The sequence below is a fragment of the Micromonospora sp. WMMD714 genome (assembly GCF_029581315.1).
GTDB classification, from domain to species: Bacteria; Actinomycetota; Actinomycetes; order Mycobacteriales; family Micromonosporaceae; genus Micromonospora; species Micromonospora rifamycinica.
Window position 1 is genome coordinate 2,744,618 of sequence record NZ_CP120744.1, and the last position, 24,932, is coordinate 2,769,549.

At 71.9% G+C, this 24,932-nt stretch carries 13 protein-coding genes; 5 read left to right on the forward strand and 8 right to left on the reverse strand.

The features are described 5' to 3' along the window. Positions 1–210: 210 nt before the first annotated feature. Positions 211–1,245 carry a phosphatidylinositol-specific phospholipase C domain-containing protein gene (locus O7625_RS12365; RefSeq protein ID WP_282345969.1) on the reverse strand — a complete coding sequence of 345 codons (1,035 nt, stop codon included), beginning with the start codon at positions 1,243–1,245 and terminating at the stop codon, positions 211–213. Between the two features lie 135 nt (positions 1,246–1,380). Here O7625_RS12365 and O7625_RS12370 point away from each other — a divergent pair, with 135 nt between their 5' ends. From O7625_RS12370 to purE, 3 genes are all read left to right on the forward strand, one after another. Further along, positions 1,381–3,417: a thioredoxin domain-containing protein gene (locus tag O7625_RS12370; protein WP_282345970.1), complete on the forward strand. Its 2,037-nt coding sequence runs from the start codon at positions 1,381–1,383 to the stop codon at positions 3,415–3,417. Between the two features lie 189 nt (positions 3,418–3,606). Next, positions 3,607–4,767 carry a 5-(carboxyamino)imidazole ribonucleotide synthase gene (locus tag O7625_RS12375; protein WP_067314165.1) on the forward strand — a complete coding sequence of 387 codons (1,161 nt, stop codon included), beginning with the start codon at positions 3,607–3,609 and terminating at the stop codon, positions 4,765–4,767. Further along, positions 4,764–5,255, forward strand: coding sequence for a 5-(carboxyamino)imidazole ribonucleotide mutase (gene purE / locus O7625_RS12380; RefSeq protein ID WP_282345972.1), 492 nt, complete (start codon positions 4,764–4,766; stop codon positions 5,253–5,255). The genes O7625_RS12375 and purE overlap by 4 nt, the downstream gene beginning before the upstream one ends. A gap of 234 nt (positions 5,256–5,489) precedes the next feature. Here the strand turns inward: purE and O7625_RS12385 are convergent, their stop codons facing one another. Together O7625_RS12385 and O7625_RS12390 are read right to left on the reverse strand one after the other, a co-directional pair. Further along, on the reverse strand, positions 5,490–10,379 hold the full coding sequence (locus O7625_RS12385; RefSeq protein ID WP_282345974.1) for a permease: 4,890 nt from the start codon (positions 10,377–10,379) through the stop codon (positions 5,490–5,492). A 155-nt stretch (positions 10,380–10,534) separates the two neighbouring features. Then, on the reverse strand, positions 10,535–11,962 hold the full coding sequence (locus O7625_RS12390; RefSeq protein WP_282345976.1) for a UDP-glucose/GDP-mannose dehydrogenase family protein: 1,428 nt from the start codon (positions 11,960–11,962) through the stop codon (positions 10,535–10,537). Between the two features lie 248 nt (positions 11,963–12,210). On the opposite strand from O7625_RS12390, the gene O7625_RS12395 reads away from it, so the two are divergent. Continuing rightward, positions 12,211–13,374 carry an acyl-CoA dehydrogenase family protein gene (locus O7625_RS12395; protein ID WP_282345979.1) on the forward strand — a complete coding sequence of 388 codons (1,164 nt, stop codon included), beginning with the start codon at positions 12,211–12,213 and terminating at the stop codon, positions 13,372–13,374. 55 nt (positions 13,375–13,429) lie between these two features. Here the strand turns inward: O7625_RS12395 and O7625_RS12400 are convergent, their stop codons facing one another. The 4 genes from O7625_RS12400 to O7625_RS12415 form a co-directional block, all read right to left on the reverse strand. Next, entirely contained in the window at positions 13,430–15,001 is a 1,572-nt protein-coding gene (locus O7625_RS12400) for a serine/threonine-protein kinase (RefSeq protein ID WP_282345981.1), read from the reverse strand. A 30-nt stretch (positions 15,002–15,031) separates the two neighbouring features. Continuing rightward, positions 15,032–18,202: a DEAD/DEAH box helicase family protein gene (locus tag O7625_RS12405; protein ID WP_282345983.1), complete on the reverse strand. Its 3,171-nt coding sequence runs from the start codon at positions 18,200–18,202 to the stop codon at positions 15,032–15,034. Further along, complete coding sequence (locus O7625_RS12410) at positions 18,199–20,367, reverse strand: AIPR family protein (protein WP_282345984.1); 2,169 nt, start codon at positions 20,365–20,367, stop codon at positions 18,199–18,201. The genes O7625_RS12405 and O7625_RS12410 overlap by 4 nt, the downstream gene beginning before the upstream one ends. Positions 20,368–20,714: 347 nt before the next feature. Next, positions 20,715–21,953 carry a helix-turn-helix domain-containing protein gene (locus tag O7625_RS12415; RefSeq protein ID WP_282345985.1) on the reverse strand — a complete coding sequence of 413 codons (1,239 nt, stop codon included), beginning with the start codon at positions 21,951–21,953 and terminating at the stop codon, positions 20,715–20,717. 326 nt (positions 21,954–22,279) lie between these two features. On the opposite strand from O7625_RS12415, the gene O7625_RS12420 reads away from it, so the two are divergent. Continuing rightward, complete coding sequence (locus O7625_RS12420; RefSeq protein ID WP_282345986.1) at positions 22,280–23,647, forward strand: hypothetical protein; 1,368 nt, start codon at positions 22,280–22,282, stop codon at positions 23,645–23,647. 38 nt (positions 23,648–23,685) lie between these two features. Here the strand turns inward: O7625_RS12420 and O7625_RS12425 are convergent, their stop codons facing one another. Next, positions 23,686–24,927: a restriction endonuclease subunit S gene (locus tag O7625_RS12425; protein ID WP_282346926.1), complete on the reverse strand. Its 1,242-nt coding sequence runs from the start codon at positions 24,925–24,927 to the stop codon at positions 23,686–23,688. Between the last annotated feature and the right edge of the window lie 5 nt (positions 24,928–24,932).

Sequence of the window (24,932 nt, forward strand, 5' to 3'; positions counted from 1 at the left end):
GGATCGAGCACGATCTTGGTGCGGGGGTGCGGGGGTGCGGGGGTGCGGGGGTGCGGGGGTGCGGGGGTGCGGGGGTGCGGGGGTGCGGGGGTGCGGGGGTGCGGGGGTGCGGGGGTGCGGGGGTGCGGGGGTGCGGGGGTGCGGGGGTGCGGGGGTGCGGGGGTGGCCCGCGCCGGCCGTCGGAACGCGGGCCACCTGGCGGCGGGTGGGTCAGCCGCGGGGGAGGACCTCGCCGACCACCGTCGGCAGCGCCGCCCAGTCGGCGGACGCCACGCTGGCGTGGGCGGCGGCGAGCTGGGCGAGCCGTGCCCGGGCGGCCGCCGGGTCGGTGTTGCCGACCGCCGGCGGGACGTCTTGCGCGTCGGTCATCACCAGCAGGTAGTGGTTGGTGTCGTACCAGGAGGTGTCGATGCCGCCGGTGACATACGCGCTGGCGTCGCCGTCGAAGAGCACGAACCACGGGCTCAGGGCGGTGTCGGCGTACCGGCTGCGCGGGTCGCCGGCCTGGGCCCGGTGCACCGCCGGGAACGCCTGCGCCTGGCCGAGGGTGCCGGCCGCCGCCAGGCCGACCAGGTGCTGGGCGTACTCGATGTCGGTCCACAGGGTGTCGGTGGGGTTGCCCTCCTCGACGGTGCCGGGGATCAGCTCCACGATCACCTTGCCGGCGAGCTGCGCCCGGGTGGGCCAGGCGTTGGCGCGGGCGGCGGCGTCCAGGGTGGCGTGTCCGCCGCGCAGGTCGGCGGGGCGGAACACCCGGCTGCCGAGCCGGGCGGCGAGCACGGCGTCGAGCTGGACCGGCCCCTGCCCGGTACGACTGCTGAAGCCGGTCTTCAGCTCCAGCTTGAGTTGCAGCGGGCCGGCGTCGGGGTGGGCGTCGAACCAGAGCCGGATGTCGTCCAGGCAGTGCTCCAGGTTCTTGTTGCGGGTGCCGGTGTAGAGCTGCGCGGGGGTGGTGGCGGCGACGCAGTTGTTGTCGTTGCCCAGCGGGTTGGAGTGGCTGACCCGCCACTGCTTGGTGATGATGTCCGGCCAGACGTCCAGCTCGATCAGGCCGGGGCGGGCGTCGAGCGCCTGCGCCAGATAGGGGTACGTGCCGCGTTCGTACGCATTGTGCGTACCGACCACGGTGGTCGCCGAGACCCGGGTGCCGGGGTCCACCGCGGCCGAGGCGGGGCCGGTGGTGCCGAACACCGCCGCGACCACGGCGACCGAGGTGAGCGCCGACAGGAGACGGGAACCGCGCATGGGGACCTCCTCGCGGCCCGGTGCCGATCACCGGACCCGAACAGATCAAAGTCGATGAATGTTAACGGGGGAAGGCCCGATGTCGGCGGAACGGTTGCCCCGGCGGGTGCGCCCGGGGGTGGATAGGGTCGTCGGGTGAACCGACTCGCCAAGGCCACCTCGCCGTACCTGCTCCAGCACGCCGACAACCCGGTCGACTGGTGGCCGTGGTGCGACGAGGCGTTCGCCGAGGCGAAACGGCGGGACGTCCCGGTGCTCGTCTCGGTCGGCTATTCCGCTTGTCACTGGTGCCACGTGATGGCGCACGAGTCGTTCGAGGACGAGACGGTCGGCGCGCTGGTCAACGCCGGCTTCGTGGCGATCAAGGTGGACCGCGAGGAACGCCCCGACGTCGACGCCGTCTACATGACCGCCACCCAGGCGATGACCGGCCAGGGCGGATGGCCGATGACGGTCTTCGCCACCCCCGACGGCACCCCGTTCTTCTGCGGCACGTACTTCCCGAAGCCCAACTTCGTCCGGCTGCTGGAGTCGGTCGGCACCGCCTGGCGGGAGCAGCGGGAGGCGGTGCTGCGGCAGGGCGCCGCGGTGGTCGAGGCGATCGGCGGCGCCCAGGCCGTCGGCGGCCCCACCGCCCCGCTCACCGCCGAGCTGCTCGACGCCGCCGCCGACCAACTGGCCCGCGAGTACGACGAGACCAACGGCGGCTTCGGCGGCGCACCGAAGTTCCCGCCGCACATGAACCTGCTCTTCCTGCTGCGGCACCACCGGCGCACCGGCTCGGCGCACAGCCTGGAGATCGTCCGGCACACCGCCGAGGCGATGGCCCGGGGCGGCCTGCACGACCAGCTCGCCGGGGGGTTCGCCCGCTACTCGGTGGACGCCCACTGGACGGTGCCGCACTTCGAGAAGATGCTCTACGACAACGCCCTGCTGCTGCGGGTCTACACCCAGCTGTGGCGGCTCACCGGCGACCCGCTGGCCCGCCGGGTGGCCCGGGACACCGCCCGGTTCCTCGCCGACGAGCTGCACCGCCCCGGGGACGGCTTCGCCTCCGCGCTCGACGCCGACACCGAGGGGGTGGAGGGCCTCACCTACGCCTGGACCCCGGCCCAGCTCGTCGAGGTGCTCGGCGAGGACGACGGCCGGTGGGCGGCCGACCTGTTCGACGTCACCGAGGCGGGCACCTTCGAGCACGGCACGAGCGTGCTGCGGCTGGCCCGGGACGTCGACGACGCCGACCCGGCGGTCCGGGACCGCTGGCGCGGTGTGGTGGGCCGGCTGCTGGCCGCCCGGGACACCCGCCCCCAACCGGCCCGCGACGACAAGGTGGTGGCCGCCTGGAACGGACTGGCGATCACCGCGCTCGTCGAGTTCGTCCAGGTCGCCGCGCTTCTGGTGGCCCCCGACGACGAGGACGCCAACCTGATGGACGGTGTGGCCATCGTCGCCGACGGGGCGCTGCGGGACGCCGCCGAGCACCTGGCCGCCGTGCACCTGGTCGACGGCCGGCTGCGCCGCGCCTCCCGGGACCGGACGGTCGGCGAACCGGCCGGGGTGCTGGAGGACCACGGCTGCGTGGCCGAGGCGTTCTGCGCGCTGCACCAGCTCACCGGCGAGGGGCGCTGGCTGGAGCTGGCCGGCGGGCTGCTGGACGTCGCGCTGGCCCGGTTCGCCGCCCCGGACGGCGGCTTCTACGACACCGCCGACGACGCCGAGCGGCTGGTCGCCCGGCCGGCCGACCCGACCGACAACGCCACCCCGTCGGGCCGGTCGGCGATCGTGGCGGCGCTGACCGCGTACGCGGCGCTGACCGGGGAGACCCGCTACCGGGAGGCGGCCGAGGCGGCCCTGTCGACCGTCGCGCCGATCGTCGGCCGGCACGCCCGGTTCACCGGGTACGCGGCGTCGGCCGGTGAGGCGCTGCTCTCCGGGCCGTACGAGATCGCGGTGGTCACCGACGACCCGGCCGGGGATCCGCTGGTCGCCGCCGCGCACCGGCACGCCCCACCCGGCGCGGTGGTGGTCGCCGGCCGGCCGGACCAGCCCGGCGTGCCACTGCTCGCCGGTCGGCCCCGGGTCGACGGGCTGCCCACCGCGTACGTCTGCCGGGGGTTCGTCTGCCAGCGGCCGGTGACCTCGGTCGACGACCTGGTGGCCCAGCTCGGCTGAGTCGGCCCGGCCGGCCGGGGACGGGATGGCCCGGTCCCGGCGGTCGTCGGTCTGCGGGTCGGCCCGGCCACCCGGGCATGGGGTGGCCCGGTCCCGGCGGTCGCCGGTCTGCGGGTCGGGCCGGCCGGCCGGGGACGGGGTGGCCCTCGGGTCGGCCGGTGGGGTCGGCCCGGATAGGCTGGCCGCGCTATGGACTCCCGTACCGGTCTGCCCGTCGTCGGCATGGTGGGTGGCGGCCAGCTGGCCCGGATGACCCACCAGGCCGCCATCGCCCTCGGCCAGTCACTGCGCGTGCTGGCGCTCACCCCCGACGACGGTGCCGCGCTCGTCGCCGCCGACGTGCAGTTCGGCGACCACACCGACCTCGCCGCGCTGCGCACCTTCGCCAAGGGCTGTGACGTGGTCACCTTCGACCACGAGCACGTCCCGACGGAGCACATCCGTGCCCTGGCCGCCGAGGGCGTGAAGCTGTTCCCGCCCGCCGACGCGCTGCTGCACGCCCAGGACAAGCGGGCCATGCGGGAACGGCTCGGCGCGTTGGGCGCCCCGAACCCCGCGTGGCGGCCGGTGGCCGACCCGGCGGACCTGCTCGCCTTCGGTGCGCAGCAGGGCTGGCCGGTGGTGCTCAAGGCGGCCCGGGGCGGCTACGACGGGCGCGGCGTCTGGCTGGTCGACGATGCCGGGCAGGCCGGCGAGCTGGCCGCTACCCTGCTCGCCGGGGGCACCTCGCTGATCGTCGAGGAGCGGGTGCCGCTGCGCCGGGAGCTGGCGGTGCAGGTGGCCCGCTCGCCGTTCGGGCAGGTCGCCGTCTACCCGGTGGTGGAGACGGTGCAGCGGGACGGGATCTGCGTCGAGGTGCTCGCCCCCGCGCCGGAGCTGCCGGAGGAGCTGGCGGTCGCCGCCCAGCAGCTCGCCATCGACCTGGCCACCGCGCTCGGGGTGGTCGGCCTGCTGGCGGTGGAGCTGTTCCAGACCGACGCCGGGCTGGTCGTCAACGAGCTGGCGATGCGTCCGCACAACTCCGGGCACTGGACCATCGAGGGTGCCCGCACCTCCCAGTTCGAGCAGCACCTGCGGGCGGTGCTCGACTACCCGATGGGGGACACCGCGCTGACCGCCCCGGTGGTGGTGATGGCGAACGTCCTCGGCGGCGAGCCGGGTGGGATCTCCCTCGACGAGCGGCTGCACCACCTCTTCGCCGCCGAACCGGGTGCCCGGGTCCACCTCTACGGCAAGCAGGTCCGACCGGGCCGCAAGATCGGGCACGTCACGGTGCTCGGCAACGACCTGGACGACGTACGGGAGCGGGCGGCGCGGGCCGCCCGTTGGCTGCGGGAGGGGCACGCGTGAGCACGGTCGGGTTGATCATGGGCAGCGACTCGGACTGGCCGGTGATGCGGGCCGCCGCCGAGACGCTGGACGAGTTCGGGGTGCCCTACGAGGTGGCGGTGGTCTCCGCGCACCGCACCCCGGTCAAAATGATCGACTACGGCCGGGAGGCCGTGGACCGGGGGCTCAAGGTGATCATCGCGGGGGCCGGTGGCGCCGCCGCGCTGCCCGGCATGGTCGCCTCGGTCACCCCGTTGCCGGTGATCGGCGTACCGGTGCCGTTGAAGCACCTGGACGGGATGGACTCGCTGCTGTCCATCGTGCAGATGCCGGCCGGGATCCCGGTGGCCACCGTGTCGATCGGCAACGCCCGCAACGCCGGCCTGCTCGCGGTCCGCATCCTGGCCGCCACCGACCCGGCCCTGCGCGCCCGGATGGTCGCCTTCCAGGCCGACCTGGAGGATCTGGTCGCCGAGAAGGACGCCGCCCTCCGCGCCTCCCTGGCCTGACCTCGGGGTGGGACCGCTCGCAAGGCGGGCAGCCCGCGCAATGGGGCCGATGTTGCGGTATCCGGCCCCGTCGATACCGCAACGTCGCCCCAAGCGAGTCGATCACCGTGGCCGGCCCCGGGCCGTTCCGGCCGGGGCGTGACCGCCCGGTCCACCCCTGGCCGCGATGCGCCCGCCCACGACCACCCGGCCCACTGAGGCCGACCGCGTCCGACCCCGCCGTGACCCTCCGACTCATCTCATGGCGCGCAGCGCCATCTGCAACCTGTCCTGGGTGCGGCGGCGGCGTTCGTTGCTCGCCCCGAGCACCAGCAGCACCAGGCCGACCGGGATGAGCACCAGCCACGGCCCCAGGCTGAACAGGGCGTGCACCGCCGCGATCGCGGTCACCGCCGCGCCGACGATCACCGGGGCCTGTTGCCGGCTGATCGAGCCGAACACCAGCACCGCCACCGCGCCGAGCAGCAGCAGCACCTGGCGCAGCATGCTGGAGTCGGTGGCCAGCACGATCGCCAGGGTCGGCACGAACGCCGCGACCAGCGCCGGGCCGTACGCCACCCAGCTGGACAGGTCCGGGCGGTCGCGCAGCTCCAGCAGGCCGACCAGCAGGGCGAGCGCCGCGAACGGCAGCGTGTACGCCTCCGGCAGCGCCACGTCGGCGACCCGCATCAGGATCCACCAGGCGACGATCTCGCAGGCCACCACGGCCCAGAAGAGGATCCGCCGCTCCACCGGTCGCCGCCCCGGTCGGGTGGCGGCCACCCCGAGCACGGCGCCCCAGGCGGCGAGCAGGGCGGCGATGTGCCGGGGCGAGTCGAACGCCAGGGCCAGCGCGATGAGCGCGGCGGCGTAACCGCTCCACTCGACAGTGGCGGCCTCCCGGTGCGCCTCGGGCCGGCGCAGCCGGGGCAGCCGCGCGGCGAGGACCTGCAACACCGCGCCCACGGCGAGCACCCCGAACGCCGACCAGACGGCGGCGAACCCGGCCACCAGGCCGACGGTGAGCACGAAGAGCTGCGCCATCAGCGATGCGAACAGCCAGCCGAGGATGCGCGCCCGCCCGGTGGTGCCGAAGAGTGCGGCGACCGCCCCGACGCCGACCGCGCCGCCCAGGGTGAACAGGGTCAGCCCCTCGCTGGCGAGGCTGCCGGCGAGCCCCGCGCCGCCGGCGGCCAGCCCGATCGCGAAGACCAGCACCCGGGCCAGCCGCAGCGACCGGGCGCGCTCGGCCAGCGGGGGCGGCGGGGTCAGCGCCAGCCCCAGCATCGAGATGGTGAACACGGCGAGGGCGGCCAGGGCGTTCTGCGGCCAGGCCATGCCCAGGGCGATCGGCGTGATCAGCAGGGTGACCGCGAGGCCGGGCAGCACCACCGGCACCGCCCGGGACCGGCGGCCACCGCTGAGGCCGGTGGCGGCCAGCGCGGCGGTGGCGGTGAGCAGCAGCGCGGTGAGCACGTGCGTCGGGTCGACCAGCTCCGGCGGCGGGGTGCGCAGCTGCGGCGGCGGCCCCTGCCAGACGTGGGCGAGCATCCGGTGCGGCTCGACCAGCGCCACGAGGAGCAGCGGCGCGAGGGAGAACAGCGCCAGCACGGTGGGCACCGCCGCGGCGGCGAGCGCCCCGGCGGCGGGGCTGACCCGCCAGCGCCGCTGCGTGCCGTCGTCCGGCAGCCGGCGCAGCGCGCCGTCCAGCAGGACCGTCCAGCGGCGGGTCGGCTGGGCGGACCCGACCGGCGGCACGGTCGCCGCCCGGACCAGCTCGGCGAGGACACCGAGCAGGGCCGCGGCGGCGGCGAACACCCCGGACGGGAGGTCGACGAAGATGGCGGCCAGGGCGCTGACGGTGGCCCCACCGGCGATGGCCGCGCTCGCGTACGGCAGATACTGCGGGACCTGCCGGCGGACGGCGGCCACGGCGGCGAGCCCGAAGCTGGACGCGGCCAGCGCGGCGGTCAGCACCACCTGGGCCGAGTGGCCGAACTCGGCGGCCAGGGCGGCCACCGCGCCGGGAAGGGTGAGCAGCGCGGCGGCGGTCGCCAGGCCACCGATCTGCACCAGGTGCGGCGGCATCCCCTCGGTCTCGACGTCCTCCACCAGCGAGGGGGCGAGCGACCGGGCCACCGCCGCCACGGTCAGGCCGATCAGCGCGATGCCCCCCAGGGCGAGCGCGGTGGTCCACGGGCGCACCAGCCCGGCCCCGGCGGCGTGCAGCGCGACCACCCCGGCCACGGTGGCCCGGGACAGCCCGGCACGCGGGTCGGCGGAGGCGACCGCGGCCATCCCGAAGACGGTGGCGACGGTCAGCCCCACCAGGACGGGCGACCACCAGGGCAGGTCGAAGGCGGCCGGTACGGCGACGGTGGCCAGCACCGCGCCGACGCCCGCCACGTCGTACCGCCAGGGGGCCGGGAGCAGGATCGCGGCGGCCAGCGCGAGCAGCGCCAGCGCGACGGGGGCCTGCCAGGCCGAGCCGCCGGTCGGCGCGGCCGGCCAGCCGGTGAGGTCGCCGGCCCAGATCGGGCCCGGGGTGGCCAGCACGCCCACCCCGCCGCGCAGCGCCGACCAGCCGGCCAGTACTCCGATCAGGGCGGCGCCCACGGCGATGCCGAGCACCGGCCCCCGCCGCCACTCCTCGGGCATCGCCCGGGCGGCGACGGCGACCACCAGCACCAGCACGGCGGCCACCGCGAGCTGCCCGCCGGGGGAGATCACCGCGGTGATCCGCACCAGGGTGGCGATCAGCGCGGTGGTGACGGCGGCGGCGGCCAGGTCGGCACCGTCGAACGCCAGATCCGAAGGGCGACGCGCGTCGATCCGGCCGGCGAAGAGCAGCAGCAGGGTGGCGATCAGCACCAGCCCACCGAGCCAGGCGTCGGCGGCGGTCCGGCCGGGGGCGAAGAAGGCGGCCCCGATCACCGCCAACGCGCCCAGCCCGGTGCCGACGGCGTGCGGCAGGCTCAGGTGCCGCTGCGACACCTGCATCACCGCCGCGTAGCCGAGGGTGACGCAGACGGCCAGGAAGCTCGCCGCCAGGATCGGCACCGTCAGCTCCCGGAGCACCCCGGGGGTGAGCACCGGCCCGGACGGCTCGGTGGCGGCGACGAACGCGGCGACCGCGCCGGGCAGCGCGAACGCCGCCCCGCCGGCCGCCCACCCGGAGACGACGTCGGCGGCGGCCGGGGCGATCCGCACCCGGGGCGCGAGCGCCACCAGCACCCCCGCCAGCATCAGCACCGCCAGCGCGGCGGCGGTCACCGACGGCCGGCTCAGTGCGGCACCGGCCCCGACGAAACCGACCGCGGTGGCGGTGCCGGCGTGCACCACGGCCGCCCGTGTCGTGCCGGCGGAGAGCCCGGCGACGCCGATCGCGACCGCCGCCAGCACCATCGGCCAGGGGGCCGCAACCCCACCCAGGCCCAACGAGGCGGGTACGGCGAGCGCGGTCAACCCCGCGCCGACCACCGCGAACTCGCGGCGGATCTCCGGCGGCAGGGCCAGCACCGCCGCGATGGTGAGCAGCAGCGCACTGGCGGCGAGCTGCCCGGCGGACGGACCGGCCGCCGCCGCGACCTCGGCGGGGAACCGGGACAGGTCGGCCCGCCAGGCCGGCAGCGCCGCCTGCACCGGTGCCAGTCCGGCCCGCAGCGCACCACCGGCCACCACCAGGCCGCTGACGGTCAGCGCCGCGGCGGAGGCGAGCTGCGGCCCACGCCGGGCGGCCTCCGGTACGGCCCGCACGGCCAGCCCGGTCAGCGTGATGACCGCGGCGATCAGCAGCAGCGCCCGGCCCGGGAGGGCCACCGCGGCGATCCGGCCCAGCGCGCCGATCACGGCCAGGGTGAGGATGCCGGCCCCCAGGTCCGGCAGCGGCGGGCGGCGCAGCAGCAGGGTGCCGGCCAGGGCCACCAGGGCGGCCAGCAGCAGCGCCGCACCCGCCCCGGCGGCCGCCGGCACGGTCTGCACCCGCAGCAGGGCGGTGACGGCGTACGCCAGGGCGAGCGCCACCGCCACCCCGTGCAGCAGCCAGGTCGTCTCGGGCAGCCACGGCACCGGCCGGGAGCCGCGGGTCGGGTCGCCCGCCGTGCCGGCCAGCACCTCGGCCGACTCCTCGGGGGCCGCCTCCGGCCGGCCGTCGGGGTCGACCCGCTGCCGGGGCGCGGTGGGGCCGGCGGGCGTGGCTTCCGGCCCGGCCGGCCGTTCCCGCATGATGCCGGAGCGGACCAGCCCGAGGTCGAGCACGGCCACCACGGTGAACACCACCGCCCAGCCGGTCGGGCCGTCGACCCACCCGTAGGCGAGCAGCGGCACCACGGGCTGGGCGGCCAGCACCGCCGCGAACCGGGGGGCGCGCAGCCCGGTGCCGACGGCGTACGCGAGGGCGACCCCGGTGGTCAACGCGAAGATCATCCCGGAGAAGACCGCCCCGGAGGCGCCGATCCGGTCCACCGCCCAGAGCGCGTACCCGGCCAGCGGCACCAGCAGCAGGCCGACCGTGGAGATCGTCTCGGCGGTGGAGGTGAGCCCCCGCCTGGCCAGCACCGGCGGGGCGAGCAGCAGCAGGACGGTGGCGACCAGCAGGATGCCGAGCCGGGCCAGGGCGTCCATCGAGCTGGTCGCGACGGCGGCGAAGACCACCGCGGCGACCGCCAGCACCAGCGCGCCCAACCCGAGCGGGATGTTCTGCACCTCCCGGGAGGACGCCTCCGCCGGGTGTTCCGGGTTGTCCGCGCCCAGCCAGGTGGCCGTCCGGTACGGCGGTGGGAGCGGCGGCTCGTCCGGGCCGGCGGGGGTGCCCTGCCGGGGCACCTTCGGTGGTGCTCCGGTGGCGGCGGTCGGTGGCCGACGGCCCGGCTTGCGGCGGAGTACCCGGCGCGGCCGGGTGGCCTGCTTGACGCGTTCCTCACCGGCGTGGGCGAGGATGTCCCGCTGGAAGAGGGCGGCCTGCATCTTGGCGGCGATCTGCCGCTGCTCCCGGGCGATCTCCGCGTCGCGGGCCTTCATCTCGGCGATGGAGCGTTCGATCTCGGCCAGGTGTCCACGCCACTGCGGCTGCTCAGCCCCGCAGTCGGGGCAGCGGGCCGCCGGCTTGATCTGCCGCCCGCACGAGGAGCACTGGAAGTTCTCCACGACATCCCTCCACCCGGCCGGCCGCACTGTGGACGCCGTCCCTCACGCAGCATGCCCTGAGCGGGCGCGGATTTCGACACCTGCCACTCCGTTGGGGGCACAAAAACGCGCCGGTGCGGGGAGCATCGCCCCGTACCGGCGCGTCGTGACCGACGTCAGGGGCGGCCCATCCCCCGGTACTCCCAGCCGGCCTGGGTCCACAGTGTCGCGTCGAGGCAGTTGCGGCCGTCGACGACCTTGCGACCGGCGGCCAGTTCACCGAGGACGACCGGGTCGGCGTTGCGGAAGTCGGCCCACTCGGTGAGCACGCAGACCAGGTCGGCACCGGACACCGCGTCGTTGATGCTGGGCTCGTAGCACAGCTCGGGGGCGACCCGGCGGGCGTTCTCGGTGCCCTGCGGGTCGTACACGTGCACGTCGGCGCCGGCCTTGGCGAGCAGCGCGGCGACCGCGAGCGCCGGGGCGTCGCGGACGTCGTCGGTGTTGGGTTTGAAGGTCGCGCCGAGCACCGCGATCCGGGTGCCGGAGAAGTCCGGGCCGGCCGGGCCGGAGCGGCGGCCGAGCAGGTCGGCGGCGAGCTGGAGGACCCGGGTCCGACGGCGCAGGTTGATCAGGTCCACCTCGTGCAGGAACCGCAGCGCCTCGCCGGCACCCAGCTCCTGGGCGCGGGCCTGGAAAGCGCGGATGTCCTTGGGCAGGCACGCGCCGCCGAAGCCGAGACCGGCCTGGAGGAACCGGTTGCCGATCCGCGGGTCGTAGCCGATGGCGCGGGCGAGCTGGGTGACGTCGCCGCCGCTGGCCTCGCAGACCTCGGCCATCGCGTTGATGAACGAGATCTTGGTGGCCAGGAAGGCGTTCGCGGCGACCTTGACCAGCTCGGCGGTGGCGAAGTCGGTGACCACCAGCGGGACCTCCCGGTCCTCGGTGGCGGCCAGGTCGAAGACGCCCTTGTGGGCGGCGTAGAGCATGGCGTTGGCCCACTCGCTCTTGACGCCGACCACGATCCGGTTGGGGCGCAGCACGTCGTCGACGGCGAAGCCCTCCTGGAGGAACTCGGGGCTCCAGGCCACCTCGACGCCCAGGTCGTCCGGGGTGTGCTTGCCGACGAGCTGCTCCACCCACTCGGCGGTGCCGACCGGCACGGTGGACTTGCCGACGATCAGCGCCTTGCGGGTGAGCTGCTGGGCCAGGGCGGTCACCGACGCCTCGACGTACGACAGGTCGGCGCCCATGCCGTCGGCCCGCTGCGGGGTGCCGACGCAGATGAAGTGCACGTCGCCGAAGGCGGCGGTCTCGGCGATGTCGGTCGAGAACCGCAGCCGGCCGGCGGCCAGGTTGCGCCGGAGCAGCTCGTCGAGGCCCGGCTCGTGGATCGGCACCTCGCCCGCGTTCAGCTTGGCGATCTTGTCGGCGTCGACGTCGAAGCCGAGGACCTCGTACCCCAGCTCGGCGTAGCAGATGGCGTACGTCGCGCCGAGGTAGCCGGTGCCCAGGAAGGTGACCCGGGGGCGCGGGGCACCCGACGGGGGCGTCACGGGGGAGACTGTCGGCGCCGGCTGGATGGTGGGGTAGGGGATCGTCACGCCTGTCTTCTCCGCTCGCACTGGCGGCGCTTCACTGCGTCGCAATCGGCTGCGGCGCCTGGCCGGGCACCGATGGAAAACCTGTCGTCCTGTCAGCGTAGTTGTGCGCTTCCGAGACCCGCCCGGCGGTGATACTACCCGCCGGTAACGTGGACAGGGGTCACGATGGCTATCCTTCATCCTGCGGCAGTCGGCGGCCTCCGGACGTCACAGACTGCGCATGATAGCGGTGAAAGGGGAGGGCCGACATGGCCGCAGAACAGACGTTCGACGTCTACCGGTTGCCCGAGGAGCACGACGCGATCCGTGCGGCGGTTCGTGAGGTCTGTGCCGCGAAGGTGACCCCGTACGCGGCCGAGGCCGACGAGACCGGTGAGTTCCCCCGGGCGTCGTACGACGCGCTGCGGGCCGCCGACTTCCACGCCCCGCACATCCCCGAGGAGTACGGCGGTGCGGGCGCGGACGCCCTGGCCACCGCGATCGTGATTGAGGAGGTGGCCCGCGCCTGCGCCTCGTCGTCGCTGATCCCGGCGGTGAACAAGCTGGGCACGATGCCGCTGATCCTGGCCGGGTCGGAGGAGTTGAAGCGGCGGTACCTGCCGCCGGTGGCGGCCGGGGAGGCGATGTTCTCGTACTGCCTGTCGGAGCCGGAGGCCGGCAGTGACGCGGCGTCGATGACGACCCGGGCGGTGCGTGACGGTGATCACTGGGTGCTCAACGGTGTGAAGCGGTGGATCACCAATGCGGGGGTGTCGGAGTTCTACACCGTGTTCGCGGCGACCGACCCGGCGGCCCGCTCCCGGGGCATCTCCGCGTTCGTGGTGGAGAAGTCCGACCCGGGGGTCAGCTTCGGCGCTCCGGAGAAGAAGCTCGGTATCAAGGGCTCCCCGACCCGGGAGGTCTACCTCGACAACGTCCGCATCCCCGCCGACCGGATCATCGGCGAGCCGGGGACGGGTTTCGGCACCGCGATGCGGACCCTGGACCACACCCGGGTCACCATCGCCGCGCAGGCCGTCGGCATTGCCCAGGGCGCGCTGGACTACGCCAAGGGGTACGTGCGGGAGCGTAAGCAGTTCGGCAAGGCCGTGGCGGAGTTCCAGGGCATCCAGTTCATGCTCGCCGACATGGGCATGAAGCTGGAGGCGGCCCGGCAGTTGACCTACACGGCGGCGGGGAAGTCCGAACGCGGCGACGCCGACCTGACGTACTTCGGGGCGGCGGCGAAGTGTTTCGCCTCCGACGCGGCGATGGAGATCACCACCGACGCGGTGCAACTCCTCGGCGGCTACGGCTACACCCGTGACTACCCGGTCGAACGCATGATGCGCGACGCCAAGATCACCCAAATCTACGAGGGCACCAACCAGGTCCAGCGGATCGTCATGGCGAGGCAGCTCCTCAAGGACTGACGAGGGACTGTTTCGGCAGCTCAGGAGGGGAAGCTCCCGGGGAGTGCCGTCCCTGTCACCCGCCGCCGGTGAACCGGAGCCGGGCGAGCGCGTCGGCGACTTCCCGGGTCTCCTCATGCCCCGGGCCGTAGACGACACAGAGGTCGTCGTGCAGTGGCTGTAGCTCCGCCGCAGCCTCTGCGGCCTTCCCTTCGGAGAGCAGCAGCATGCCGATGTTGCGGCGTAGGTCGAGGGCGGTGGGGGAGGCGTCACCCGAGGCGGCGCGTACGTGCCGCAGCACCTGCCGGAACTGGCGCAGGGCCGTGGTGGCCTGGCCGAGCTCCGCCCGGCAGTGGGCCGCCTGCCGGAGGCATTCCACCGCGTCCTCGCCGGTGGGGCCGGCGGTGCGGGCGTACGCGGTGGCGAGGGCGTCGAACTCCGGCAGCGCACGCCGGAAGTCCCCGCCGATGACGAGGATGGCGGCTCGTCGTGAGCGCAGTGCCAGCACCCGGGGGCTTTCGGCACCGAGCGCCGCGCTGGCGGGACCGATCACTCGATCGAGCACCTCCGCCGCCTGGGCGAAGCGTTCGTCGTCCAGCAGATCGTCGGACTCCGCGACGGCCGCCTTGATCGCCTCCCGGACGCCGGTCCGCAGGATCGCCGCCGGGTGGGCGGTCGACGTCGCACCGCGCGGCGTGGGAGCCGCCGGCTCGGGTCGGCGGCGTGGCGCGTTGGGCCGGCGGTACACCAGCGTCGGGTCGGGCATGGCGCCGGGCGCAGCCTCGGCGGCGGGGGGTGCCGTCCCGGGCAGGGGCAGGAAGGGCAGCAGCCGCTCGTAGACCCCGTAGGCGTCCGCCGGCCGGTCCTCGGGGGTCTTGGCCAGCAGTTCGAGGACGAGCTCCTCGATTGGCGCGGGCACGTCGGCGCGGAGCGTCCGCAGCGGTGGTGGCGGCTTGGTGACGTGCTGGTGCCACAGCTCGAAGTCGCTGCCGCCGGCGAAGACCGGTCGCCCGGCGAGGAGTTCGTGCAGGACGCAGCCGAGGGCGTACAGGTCGCTCTGCGGGGTGATCCGCGCGTTCTGGATCTGCTCGGGCGGCATGTAGTGGTGGGTGCCGAGGACGCTGCCGGCCGCCGTGAACCGGGTGACGTCGGTGCGCAGGATGGCGGCGATGCCGAAGTCGAGAAGCCTGACCGCCCCGTCGGCGGTGACCAGGACGTTCTCGGGTTTGAGGTCACGGTGCACGACGGGGATGGCATGGGCGTGGGAGAGCACGGTGCAGATCTGCGCGACGATCGCGGCGGCCCAGGTCACCGGTAGCGGCTTCCGCGGGTCGACGAAGGCCCGCAGTGCGGTGCCGCGGACGTACTCCATCACCAGGTAGAGTCGGTCGTAGGGCCGGTCGAGGACCGCGTCGTACACCTGGGGCACGCCGTGGTGCTGGATGCGCGCGGTGACGCGGGCCTCGCGGCGGAACCGCTTGGCCAGCTCTTCGGCCTGCTCGGGGGTGTGGACGGCGGCGGGGTGGATGAGTTTGATGGCGACCTCGCGGTCGAGGACGCTGTCGTAGCCGCGCCAGACCCGTCCCATGCCGCCGGAGCCGATCTCCTCGACCCGTTCGTACCGACCGGCGATCGGCTCCGCCCGCACGGCTACCCCCGTCTCCGCCCCGACCGTCGGTCAGGCCGCGTCATCGTCGACGACCCCCTCCTGCCGGCGGATCAGCCGCCAGGCGGCGCTACGGGCGCTGCGGTTGAGCGAGCTGCGGAAGTTCTGCTGCGGGTCGAAGTACTTGCGTCCCAGGTCGGCGGTGCTGTCGAAGTGGTCCATCATCTTGTCCTCGAAGACCGGGTCGAAGACGTGGCCGAAGTTCTCTTCGTCGTTGGCGACGGCGGCCAGCCGCACCTTCGGGTCGGCGAGCGCCTCGTGGAAGGGCTTGACGACGTCCTGCTCGGTGAACTCCGTGCCGTACCTGGCGTTGAACCTGTCGATGAGCTCCGAGAGCAGCGACTTCTCCGACTCCCTGGCACCGCCGGATCCGTCGCCGAAGCCTTTCATGTCGGCCGGCCCCTCCGGGACGAGGCTGACGTCGTGCTCGCCGGTCATCTCCACCCGGAGATGGCTGAGGTCCACCTCGCCGATGTCCACGCCGCCGTCCGCACCGCGGGGCAGCCGGTTGAGCAGGTGCCGCCCGTACAGGTAGAGGCCCTCCAGCTCGTCGTCGGTGTACGGAACGATGCCGGAGAGGAAGCTGTACTTGCGGACGTAGTCGTTCAGGTCGGCGCGGAAGGTCTCGGCCGTGGCCTGGTCGTCCTCGTCGTCGCTGTCGAGCAACGCGGTGAAACGGGTGACGGCCGGGTCCAGGTGCCGGTACAGCTCGGCGTGCAGCTTCGTCCACGTGGCCGGGTTGCCGGCGGCCTGCTCGTCGGCGGCCAGCCAGGCCGCAGCGAAGGCGAGCATCTCCTCGTCGACGAGGAGATCGGCGGACATGACCCGGCTCTGGGCGGTGTAGAGCAGGTTGGGGTCCGAGGGCAGGGTGGCGGCTTCCTCGAAGTACGGGCGGAAGGCCTCCCTGATGTCCTCGGCGTCGTTGACGAAGTCCAGCACCGCCAGGTCGGACTGGCTCTTGGTGTCGGTGGTGCGGTTGAGCCGGGACAGGGTCTGCACGGCGGCGATGCCGGTCAGCGTCTTGTTGACGTACATCGTGGTGAGCAGCGGCTGGTCGAAGCCGGTCTGGTACTTCTCGGCGACCACCAGGATCCGGTACTCGCGCTGCCCGGCCCCGCCGGCCTTGTCGTCGGCGCGCGTGTAGGCGAACGCCTTCGGTAGGGCGCTCTCGGGCAGTCCGCCGTTCTCCTTCGCCTCGGTGATCTCGTCGCCGTCGTAGGTGAGGGTGCCGGAGAAGGCCACCAGGACGCCCGGGTCGGCGTACCCGAGGTCGCCGATGTGCTTCTTGATCGACCGGGCCATCTGCACGGCCTGCGGTCGGCCCGCGGTGACCACTATGGCCTTGGCCCGGCGGCCGAGCCGGCCGGCGGTGTGCGTGCGGAAGTGCTCGACGATCACCTGCGCGTGCTGGGCGACCGTCGAGTCGTGGGTCAGCGCGTACCGGGCCAGCAGGGGGTTCGCCTTGGCCCGGTCGACCTTCCGCTCGTCGGGGTTGCCGTTGACGAGCTTCCAGTAGGTGCCGTAGGTGACGTAGTTGCGCAGCGGGTCGAGGATGAAGCCCTCCTCGATGGCCTGCCGCATCGAGTAGGTGTGGAACGGGTGGAACTTCCCGTCCGTGCCGAGCGTGCCGAAGTCCAGCAGGGTCTTGTGCTTCGGCGTGGCGGTGAACGCGAAGTAGGAGAGGTTGGCGGCCCGTTGCCGCTGCTGTGCCTTGGCCTTCAGCTTGGCCCTGGTGTCCACCGGTGCGACGGCGCTGGTCGCGCCCGGATCTCCGGAGTCGGGGTCCAGGCCCAGGTCGCGGAGCACCTCACGGACGGAGCCGGCCGCGTCGCCGGACTGGGACGAGTGCGCCTCGTCGATGACGATGGCGAACCGTCGGCCCTGGATCTCGGTCGGGTTCTGCTTGAGGTAGTCGCGTAGCGCCGGAAAGGTGTGCAGCGTCACGGTGACGATCTTGCCGGTCTCGCGGGACAGCGCCCTGGCGAGTCGCTCCGACTTCGCCCCCTGGGCGTCGTCGATCGGGACCACGATTCCGGCGGTCTGCTCGAAGCTGCCGACCGTCGCGCGGAGCTGGGAGTCGAGGTTCCGGCGGTCGGTGATGATGATGATCTTGTCGAAGACGGGCGAGCCAGGCTGCAGGCCAGCCCGCACCGCGTCGGGGTCCAGCTCGGCCACGTCGCGGCTCGTGTGCAGCGACGAGAGGCGGTGGCTGAGCCAGGCGATGGTGTTCGACTTCCCTGACCCCGCCGAGGCCATGATCAGGTAGTTGTGCCCGGCCCCGTGCCGTGCCGCGTGCGCCGCGAGCTTCCTGACGGCATGCCACTGGTGGTAACGCGGAAAGATCAAGGACTTTCGGGTACGCCCGTCCGCACCCTTCTCCCGGTGCAGGTGGACGAAGCGCTCCAGCAGGTCGAGCCAGTTGTCCGGCTGCCAGATCTCCTCCCACAGGTAGGAGGTGGCGTACTTCCCGTACTCGGTGGCCGGCGGGTTGCCCTTGCCGCCCGGCCGACCCGGGCCTTCCGAGCCGGTGTCGAAGGGCAGGAACCGGGTCGGCTTGCCGCGCAGCCGGGTGGTGACGAAGACCCGGTCGGGGTCGACGGCGAAGTTGGCGATCACCCGGCGGGAGAAGATCAGCTCGGTCGGATCCCGCTCGAGCCGGTACTGCCCCTTGGCGTGCTCGACTCCCGAGCCGGTCAGCGGGTTCTTGAGCTCCGCGGTGGCCACCGGGATGCCGTTGAGGAACAGGGTCAGATCCAGCCGGTTGCCCCGGTCGGACTGCTTGGTGGCGTACGCCAACTCCCGCACGACTGTCAACCGGTTGCGCTGGTAGTCGGCGAGGATCTCGTCCGACTCCACGAACGACGGCTTGAAGTACGCGACCCGGATGCGTACGCCGTGATCCTTCACGCCCTTGCGCAGCACGTCGAGCAGCCCGTCGGTGGCGATGGCCTGGTCGAGGCGCTTGACGAAGCCGCGCTGTGCGGCGTCCCGGTCCCCGCCGTAGAAGGTGACCAGGTCCTCCCACTCGGCAGCCTGGGTCGCGCCGATGAAGGCGAAGAGCCGCCCGGTGTCCAGGCCGAGGTCGGGGCGGTAGTCGGCCGGTTCGCCGATCTCCCACCCGGCGGCGAGCAGGGCGGCGACGATCGCGTCACCGAACTTCGACTCGTGGTGCGCGGCGCTCATCCTTCCTCGTCCCCCTCGCCGAGGTCACCGTCGTTGCGGGTATCCAGGGCAAGCCTCCACAGGGACTGCCCCTCCGCGACGCACCACCGGGCGGGCCCCTGGGCGGCGACCGGTGCCTTGCCCCACTCGGCCAACTGCCACATTTTCTGCACCAGTCCAGAGGGCGAGTAGCGTTTCCCGTCGGCGGCCCAGAGAATCGGTCGTACCCGTTGGTTGACCCACGTCGCGGCCCCGCGACTCGGGTCGGCGGCGAGCCAGTCGGCCATCGCTTCCCGCTCGGCCTGGCTGATCGCCCGGAACGTCAGCGGCGTGCCCTCGGCGAGCCGGTTGGCATCGACCAGGGTGGGTACGGCGTTGCGCCGACGCTGCCTCGGGACGTTGCGCACCGGGCGGTATTCCGCCGGCAGCTCAGGGACCGGGGCGCCGCTGCGCAGGTCTCTCAGGACCAGGCCCACGAGAGTGCGGCAGGGCTCGGGTTCGGTGAGCGTTTTGGACACCAGCTGCTTCTTGAACTCGGCATCGACGTGATGAACGAGCCAGTCGACGGCCCGATCGACCGCCTGTGGCACCTGGCCCAGGACCGCGTCCCAGTCGGTGTCGGGCTCGTCGATGCCGTCGAGGTCGAGGTATTGGAAGACGATGTGTGCGATCAGCCGGTTTCCGCGCTCCACTATCGCTTCGGCCCGTGCCTGCCGGTTCTTCGCGGTGCGGTGGAGCGTGGCGTCGACCTCCCGCAGGATGAGGACGCTGCGCCAGATCTGGTAGGCGGAAGGTTGATCCTGGGCGTTGAACAACAGGTGGTAGGCGCCCTGGGTTCCCTCCTCCCACAGCAGTTCCGCGCCGAGCTTGGCCCGGACCGCGAGGTCGGTGTTCCGGTGCGCGCAGGCCAGCGCGGTGGCGGCGACCTCCACCGAGCATCCGCTCTCGGATGCGGGCTCCGGCTCACCGCGCTTGAGCGTGTACGCCTTTTGAAGCGAGAGGAGGAAGTCCTGTTTGATGCGCCGCTGCACCGGGTCGAGGGCGACGAAGTCCCGCCGCTCGACCCGGTTCTGCGTGTTCGTCGCGGTGGTCACCGCGTCGGCGAAGTCCGGTGGGCAGTTCTTGAGCGAGATGACCCGGACGGTCACGTAACCGTCGGCGACGGCCTCGGGAGCCTTCCGGAACGCCCGGTGGATCGCGTGGACGGTCTGTGCACCGTTCACCACGCTGGCCCCGTCCAGCTGGAGGGTGACCGGCGACCGCTTCGCCGCCCGCTGGAAGTACTCGGGATTCACCGTGTCGCAGAGGACCGTGATCCCGTTGTTGAAGAACCAGAAGTTGTGCGGGTCGACGGTCAACGTGTCGATCAGACCCTGATTGACCTGCGTGATGCCGAGCGGCTTGCGGATGTTGCGGGCGAAGAGGCGGTCTTCGTGGGCCTCGTACCATTCGGCGATGTCGGCGACCGAGACGATTCCCTGGAACGCCTCGTACGGTTCGACGACCCTGATCCAGTCGTGCATCCTGGCGGTCAGCGCGATGGGCGGCTCGGTGAAGTCGTTGCGGACCACCTCCCAGATGTCGCGGGCCAGGTAGACGCGTCGGCTGAGCATGTTGCCGAACTGGTTGAACTCTTCCTGGGCGTCGGAGAGCCGCTGGAGGACGTCGGCCGCGAGTGGTTCGGTCCGCATCACGGTCGGTACCAGGGTGATCTTCGAGCCCCGGTTGCTGAGCACGGCGACCACCTGGTCCGCGATGTTCTGGAACCGGGCGTTGAACCTGTCGAACTGCCGTCCGTCGATGTGCCGAAGGCCCTCGATGAACTTGAGTGCGTCGCCGACGACGAACTTCCCTCTGCCGCTGTCGCTCCACTTGGACTGGACCAGCCAGAGGTGGGACGCGTTCTTGTCGATGGCCACCGCATCGATGCCGATGTCGTCCCGGCCGTCGATGACGGCGTCGGCGGCGGCGGCCGAGTCGCAGCCCGTCAGGTCGCGGACCGTCAGGGCGGCCAGGGCCCTCGACAGGAATGCCTGCTCGCGATCGACTGCCGACTTGTTGGCGAGATCCTCGACGTCGATCAGCCCGTCGAACTCCCGCAGCAGGGCACTGCGGACCTGTTGGACCTGGGTCTTCGGGGTCGTCTCGTAGGACGACGCACCAGGGGCCGCGGGCGTTCCGCTCATCCGACTACCTCACTGCCGATCTTCACCGTCATCGCAGCATGCCGCCTCCGGGGTCCGGCCTCGCCACCTTGTCAGCACGGTGGACGGAAATGCCCCGTTGCCGGGCTGAGCCCATCACACGCGGCGGGAAGCGCCGAGATCGGGCGAGAAGCTGATCTTGGCCGGCATGCGTCACCCATCGTAGCTGTCCTGGTCGGTCTGTCGGGCTGACCAGAGATCACTTCACGTGACGGGAGGAGTGGCGGACCGCATCGGCGCAGCTCAGTGCCGCCGACGTCACGCCCGGTCGGGGAGAGCACGCCCCGGCGAGTCAGATATCCGATCAGTCCGCGACAGCAGCACGGCGGTCACTGTCGGGTCAGGCCGATAGCGGCGGCCAGACGGGCCACGTCGGCGGCGGTGGGTCCGGCGCGGAGCACGGCGGTCAGCGCGGCGTGGGCAGCGGGGCGGAGGCGGACCTCGGCGGGGGCGATGCCGTCGGCGGCCACCAGGGCGTGGCCGGCGGCCTGGTAATCGCCGAGGTCGAGGTGGGCGCGGGTGATGTCGATGAGGTGGGCGGCCCGGTGTTCGGCGGGAAGTCGGTGCCAGGCGTCGCCGCCGGTGGCCAGCCGGTGGGCGGTGACGGCCCGATAGTGGTCGCCGAAGCGCATGGCGGTCAGGGCGCGGGTGAGCTCGACGGTGGTGGGGCCGAACGTGATTCCGTCGTGTTCGTCGTGGTGCCCTTCGCCGTGGGTGGCGGCGAGCTGGGCCGCCCGCTCGGTGAACTCGGCAGCGGCGGCGACGGCCCCGCACGCGGCGGCGGCCAGAGCAGCCTCGGTCAGCAGCGTTCCCGTCAGCGTGGGCTGCTCAGGCAGGCAGGTCCGGGACGGCACGAGGTCCAGCCGGTGTACGGCGGCTGCGGCTGCGCCCATCGCCAGCCTGCCCCGCCGCAGCGTCCGGAGTGCCTGGGCGAGGGAGACCGCCGCGAGCCCGGCCCGCCGTGGATCGTCGGCGGCGGCGCTCATCGCCCGGTCGACCGCCAGCCAGGCCAGGTCGGCCTCGCCGAGCTTGACCAGCACCTGGGCGGCGAGCCGGTACATCCGCACCAGCAGATCGGCGGCACCGGTCTCTTCCGACCGGACCCGGCAGGCCCGTCGGCTGTCGTCGAGCAGGTCGGGCAGCATCCGCAACACCTGGACGTGGTGGCCGCTGCGGTAAGCCGTCCAGGCGTACCCCACCTGGTCGGCAAGCTGACGCAGCGACGACGTCGGCTGATCGTCGCTGCCGAGCCGGGGTACGTCGTAGCGCGCCAACACCTCGCGTACCCGCTCCACGGCGCTGCCGACGTCGGTGCCGGCGGCCGGTCGTCGCTGGGCCTTGACACCGAGCAAAACGGTCGGGGCGACCCCGAGGGTCGCGGCCACCGTCTCGATAACCGAGAACCGATCAAGGGTACGGACGCCGCGCTCGACCTTGTCCACCCAGCTCTTCGACTTGCCGATCCGGTCGGCGAAGACCTGCTGGCTCATGCCCCGGTTGGCCCGAAGCTCGGCCACCCGCCGCCCGATCGGCGGCTCGTTGCCCCTGCGACCGCCGGGCCGGGTCATCGCTCCCGCTCCGGCCCCATGGCCAAGGTGGACTCCCCGCAGCGCGGACACCACCGCGACTTGACCCGAAACGCGAGCAACCCGAGCAGGAACCCCGGCACCAGGCCCCCGAACACGATCGACACAACCACGGACACCACGAGCACCCCCAACCTTCTGGACTGGCTGACAAAGATCGGCGTGACGGGTTCAGTTGACCTCGCCAAGGCCATGGAGAACCCAGGTGCGCGGAGTGCCTATTGGTGCGGACCGGTGCCGGGACACCTGATCATGGATGGTTTCGGTACTTTCCGTGCAGGAGTCGCTACGCATGAGGGAGTCGGTGGGTGGAGTCAAGCGGAGAGGCGATCGGTCGGTTGCTGGCCGAGGTGGGCTGGCAGCCGGAGCAGCTCGCTCGACGCCTCAACGAGTGCGCCGAACGGCACGGGCGTGCCGAGCGTTTGCACCTCAAGACGCCCTACAAGTGGAAGAAGGGCGATGTTCCCCGCAGCCCGTGGCCAGCTCTGGTCACGGCTGTTCTTTCCGAACAGTTGCAGCGCGAGATCAGCTTCGATGAGCTGGGCTGGCCGGATGACGGCTTCGAGGCGGCGCCTGCCTCTGTCGGGCTCGACCTGCCTTGGTCCTCAGCCGGGGCATTGCACGCAGCCGAGGTTGTGAACGAATCTGAGGGAATGATGCATCGACGAATGTTCCTGACCCTGATCGGCACCGCCGTGACGGCACCAGCGCACGAGTGGCTGATTGCCCCACAGGCAAAGGACGTCGCATCGACCACCGGTCGCCCGCTGTCCGGCGAGGTTGTCGATCACTTGGACGCGGTGACAGCCAGCCTGCGACGAATGGATGACCATCTAGGTAGCGGCCAGACCCTGGGCTTGGTCCGCCAACATCTGAGCACGGTGGTTGAGGCTTTACGCGAGCGTAGTTACACCGACAGCGTCGGCCGACGCCTCCACGCCACCGCCGGTGAGTTGTTGCGCCTTGCGGGCTGGCTGTCGTTCGACAATGGCCACCACACCCAGGCGCAACGTTTCTGGATCGCGGGCCTCTACCAGGCCAACGCCGCCGCCGACCGTGGGCTCGGGGCGAACATCCTCGGCTTCATGTCCTGTCAGGCCAAGGACCTCGGTCAGCTTCGCCAGTCGGTGACCCTCGCTGAGACCGCGCGGGCCAGCTACCCGGCCACGAGTCCGAAGGTGGCAGCGATTCTCGATCTACGGGCTGCCGAGGCGTACGCCAACAACCGATCGGTGACCGACACCCGTCGGGCGCTGGACAACGCGTTTGGCAGGCTCACGGACAGCCGACCGGAGCACGGCGACCCCGACTGGTCCTACTGGATCAACGAGGCGCAGGCGAACGCCCAGGCCGGCTACTGCTACGTCAAGCTGGAGGACTGGCCCCGTGCGCGTGACCACCTGAGGACCGCGCTGCGGCTACAGGGCAACGATTACACGCGGGAAGGTGCGCTACGCAACGCGCTGCTCGCCACCACCTATGTCCAGCAGGAGCATCCCGAGCTGGACAAGGCGCTTGCCCTCGGCGGCCAGGCCGTGCAGACCCTCACCGGGCAGGTCAACTCCGCCAGGTGCATCAAGCACGTCCGCAACCTGGTTGGAGCCCTTGCCCCGTATCAGCGCACGCCCGCCGTCCGTCAGTTCCGCCAGGACGCCCGTGACCTGATTTCCATCTGATAGCGAGGGGACGGGGTTGCGCAGCTCCAACGGCAAGCTCAGTCCTCGACTCCTCGTCTGCTAGCGGTAGAGACGTCAATCTGGCCAGTGACAGCAGCGGTGATCAGCGCGGTCCGGCGTTCGCCGAGTAGTCTTTCTCTTGCGTGAAGTAGGGTCGATTTGACGTTTATCTCCGCCTCAAGTTTCTGCAATTCTGCAATGATCCGACGCTGTCTTTCAATGCTGGGTGCCGGGATGCGGAGCTGTCTGATGAGTTCTTGACTCAGGTTGGGCTGCCCCGCCCCGAGTGCGAGACCAACAATTCCCTGCTTGTGCGCTTTGAACCAGTAGGCAGCAAACTCTGCAGTGATCGGCCCAACGGGCGTCAAAGCGCAGCATGCTTGATTCAAGCAGGCAGAAATCCGTAGAACCCCAACCTTGCCTTTGGTTGCTCCCTGCCCATAAAGTGCAACAACGAGCGACCCTGCTGGGTAGATTTTAAGGGCAGGGAATTCTGCTAGCGCTTTGTCGCTCACCGACTTCTCGCATCGGTTGATCTCGCCGTCGTTGATATCTGCGCTATTAACCCATGGGTGTGGTCCGCTAAAGTATTCAGGCTGGTCGGATCTGGGGGTTGTGCCGCTTCCCGTTCTGAAGGCGTGGCTCAGCTTGATAATTTTCCACTGTTCATTTACCTCCGGCATCCATGGGACGCCCGAGCTTCGCGTCTTGCCGTTGTCTGTAGTCGTTGCGAGACGGATTGCCTCTTTGGAGATCTCGGACAAGAGTGATCGCTGCTCAACCGTTCGTACCTGCATGCGATCAAGGCGGGAGGTTTCGGCGTCGAGGAAGTCGGCGATTCGATGCTGGTCCGCAAGGCTTGGTACTGTGATGGGCATTGCTGCAAGAGAATCAGAGGATACCTCCAGAAACGTGGTTCCGAGTCCCCTGGCCTTGAGGTCTTCCCGTAGTGCTTCGAGTTGATATCCAAGAAATCTTGACTCAATCTCACCGCAGGGAACTAGGGCGCGGCAGCCTTGATTGAAGGCCATTGCAGTATTGGTAATTGCCACGTGCCCGATGGGTGCCCGGGTGGAAAGGAGTATGCTGCCCGGCGGTACGATGGTTGATCCAATTCGAGCCCCGTGAGTGGTTAGGGTGCGCCGGGTCGAGTCGACCTTCGATAGCGTGTCACCAAAGTCGGCGGGTGTCGCCCAGGGTACTGGGCCTCCCCAGTTTTCCGGATTCGGAGGCGGGGTTCCCCCGTTGACGACCTTCACAACCCTTCGCAGCGGAACCATGGGCG

Coding starts and splice junctions, on each gene's coding strand:
- O7625_RS12365 (WP_282345969.1), bottom strand. CDS start 1,245: ATGCGCGGTTCCCGTCTCCTGTCGGCGCTCACCTCGGTCGCCGTGGTC.
- O7625_RS12375 (WP_067314165.1), top strand. CDS start 3,607: ATGGACTCCCGTACCGGTCTGCCCGTCGTCGGCATGGTGGGTGGCGGC.
- O7625_RS12395 (WP_282345979.1), top strand. CDS start 12,211: ATGGCCGCAGAACAGACGTTCGACGTCTACCGGTTGCCCGAGGAGCAC.
- O7625_RS12405 (WP_282345983.1), bottom strand. CDS start 18,202: ATGAGCGCCGCGCACCACGAGTCGAAGTTCGGTGACGCGATCGTCGCC.
- O7625_RS12410 (WP_282345984.1), bottom strand. CDS start 20,367: ATGAGCGGAACGCCCGCGGCCCCTGGTGCGTCGTCCTACGAGACGACC.
- O7625_RS12415 (WP_282345985.1), bottom strand. CDS start 21,953: ATGACCCGGCCCGGCGGTCGCAGGGGCAACGAGCCGCCGATCGGGCGG.
- O7625_RS12425 (WP_282346926.1), bottom strand. CDS start 24,927: ATGGTTCCGCTGCGAAGGGTTGTGAAGGTCGTCAACGGGGGAACCCCG.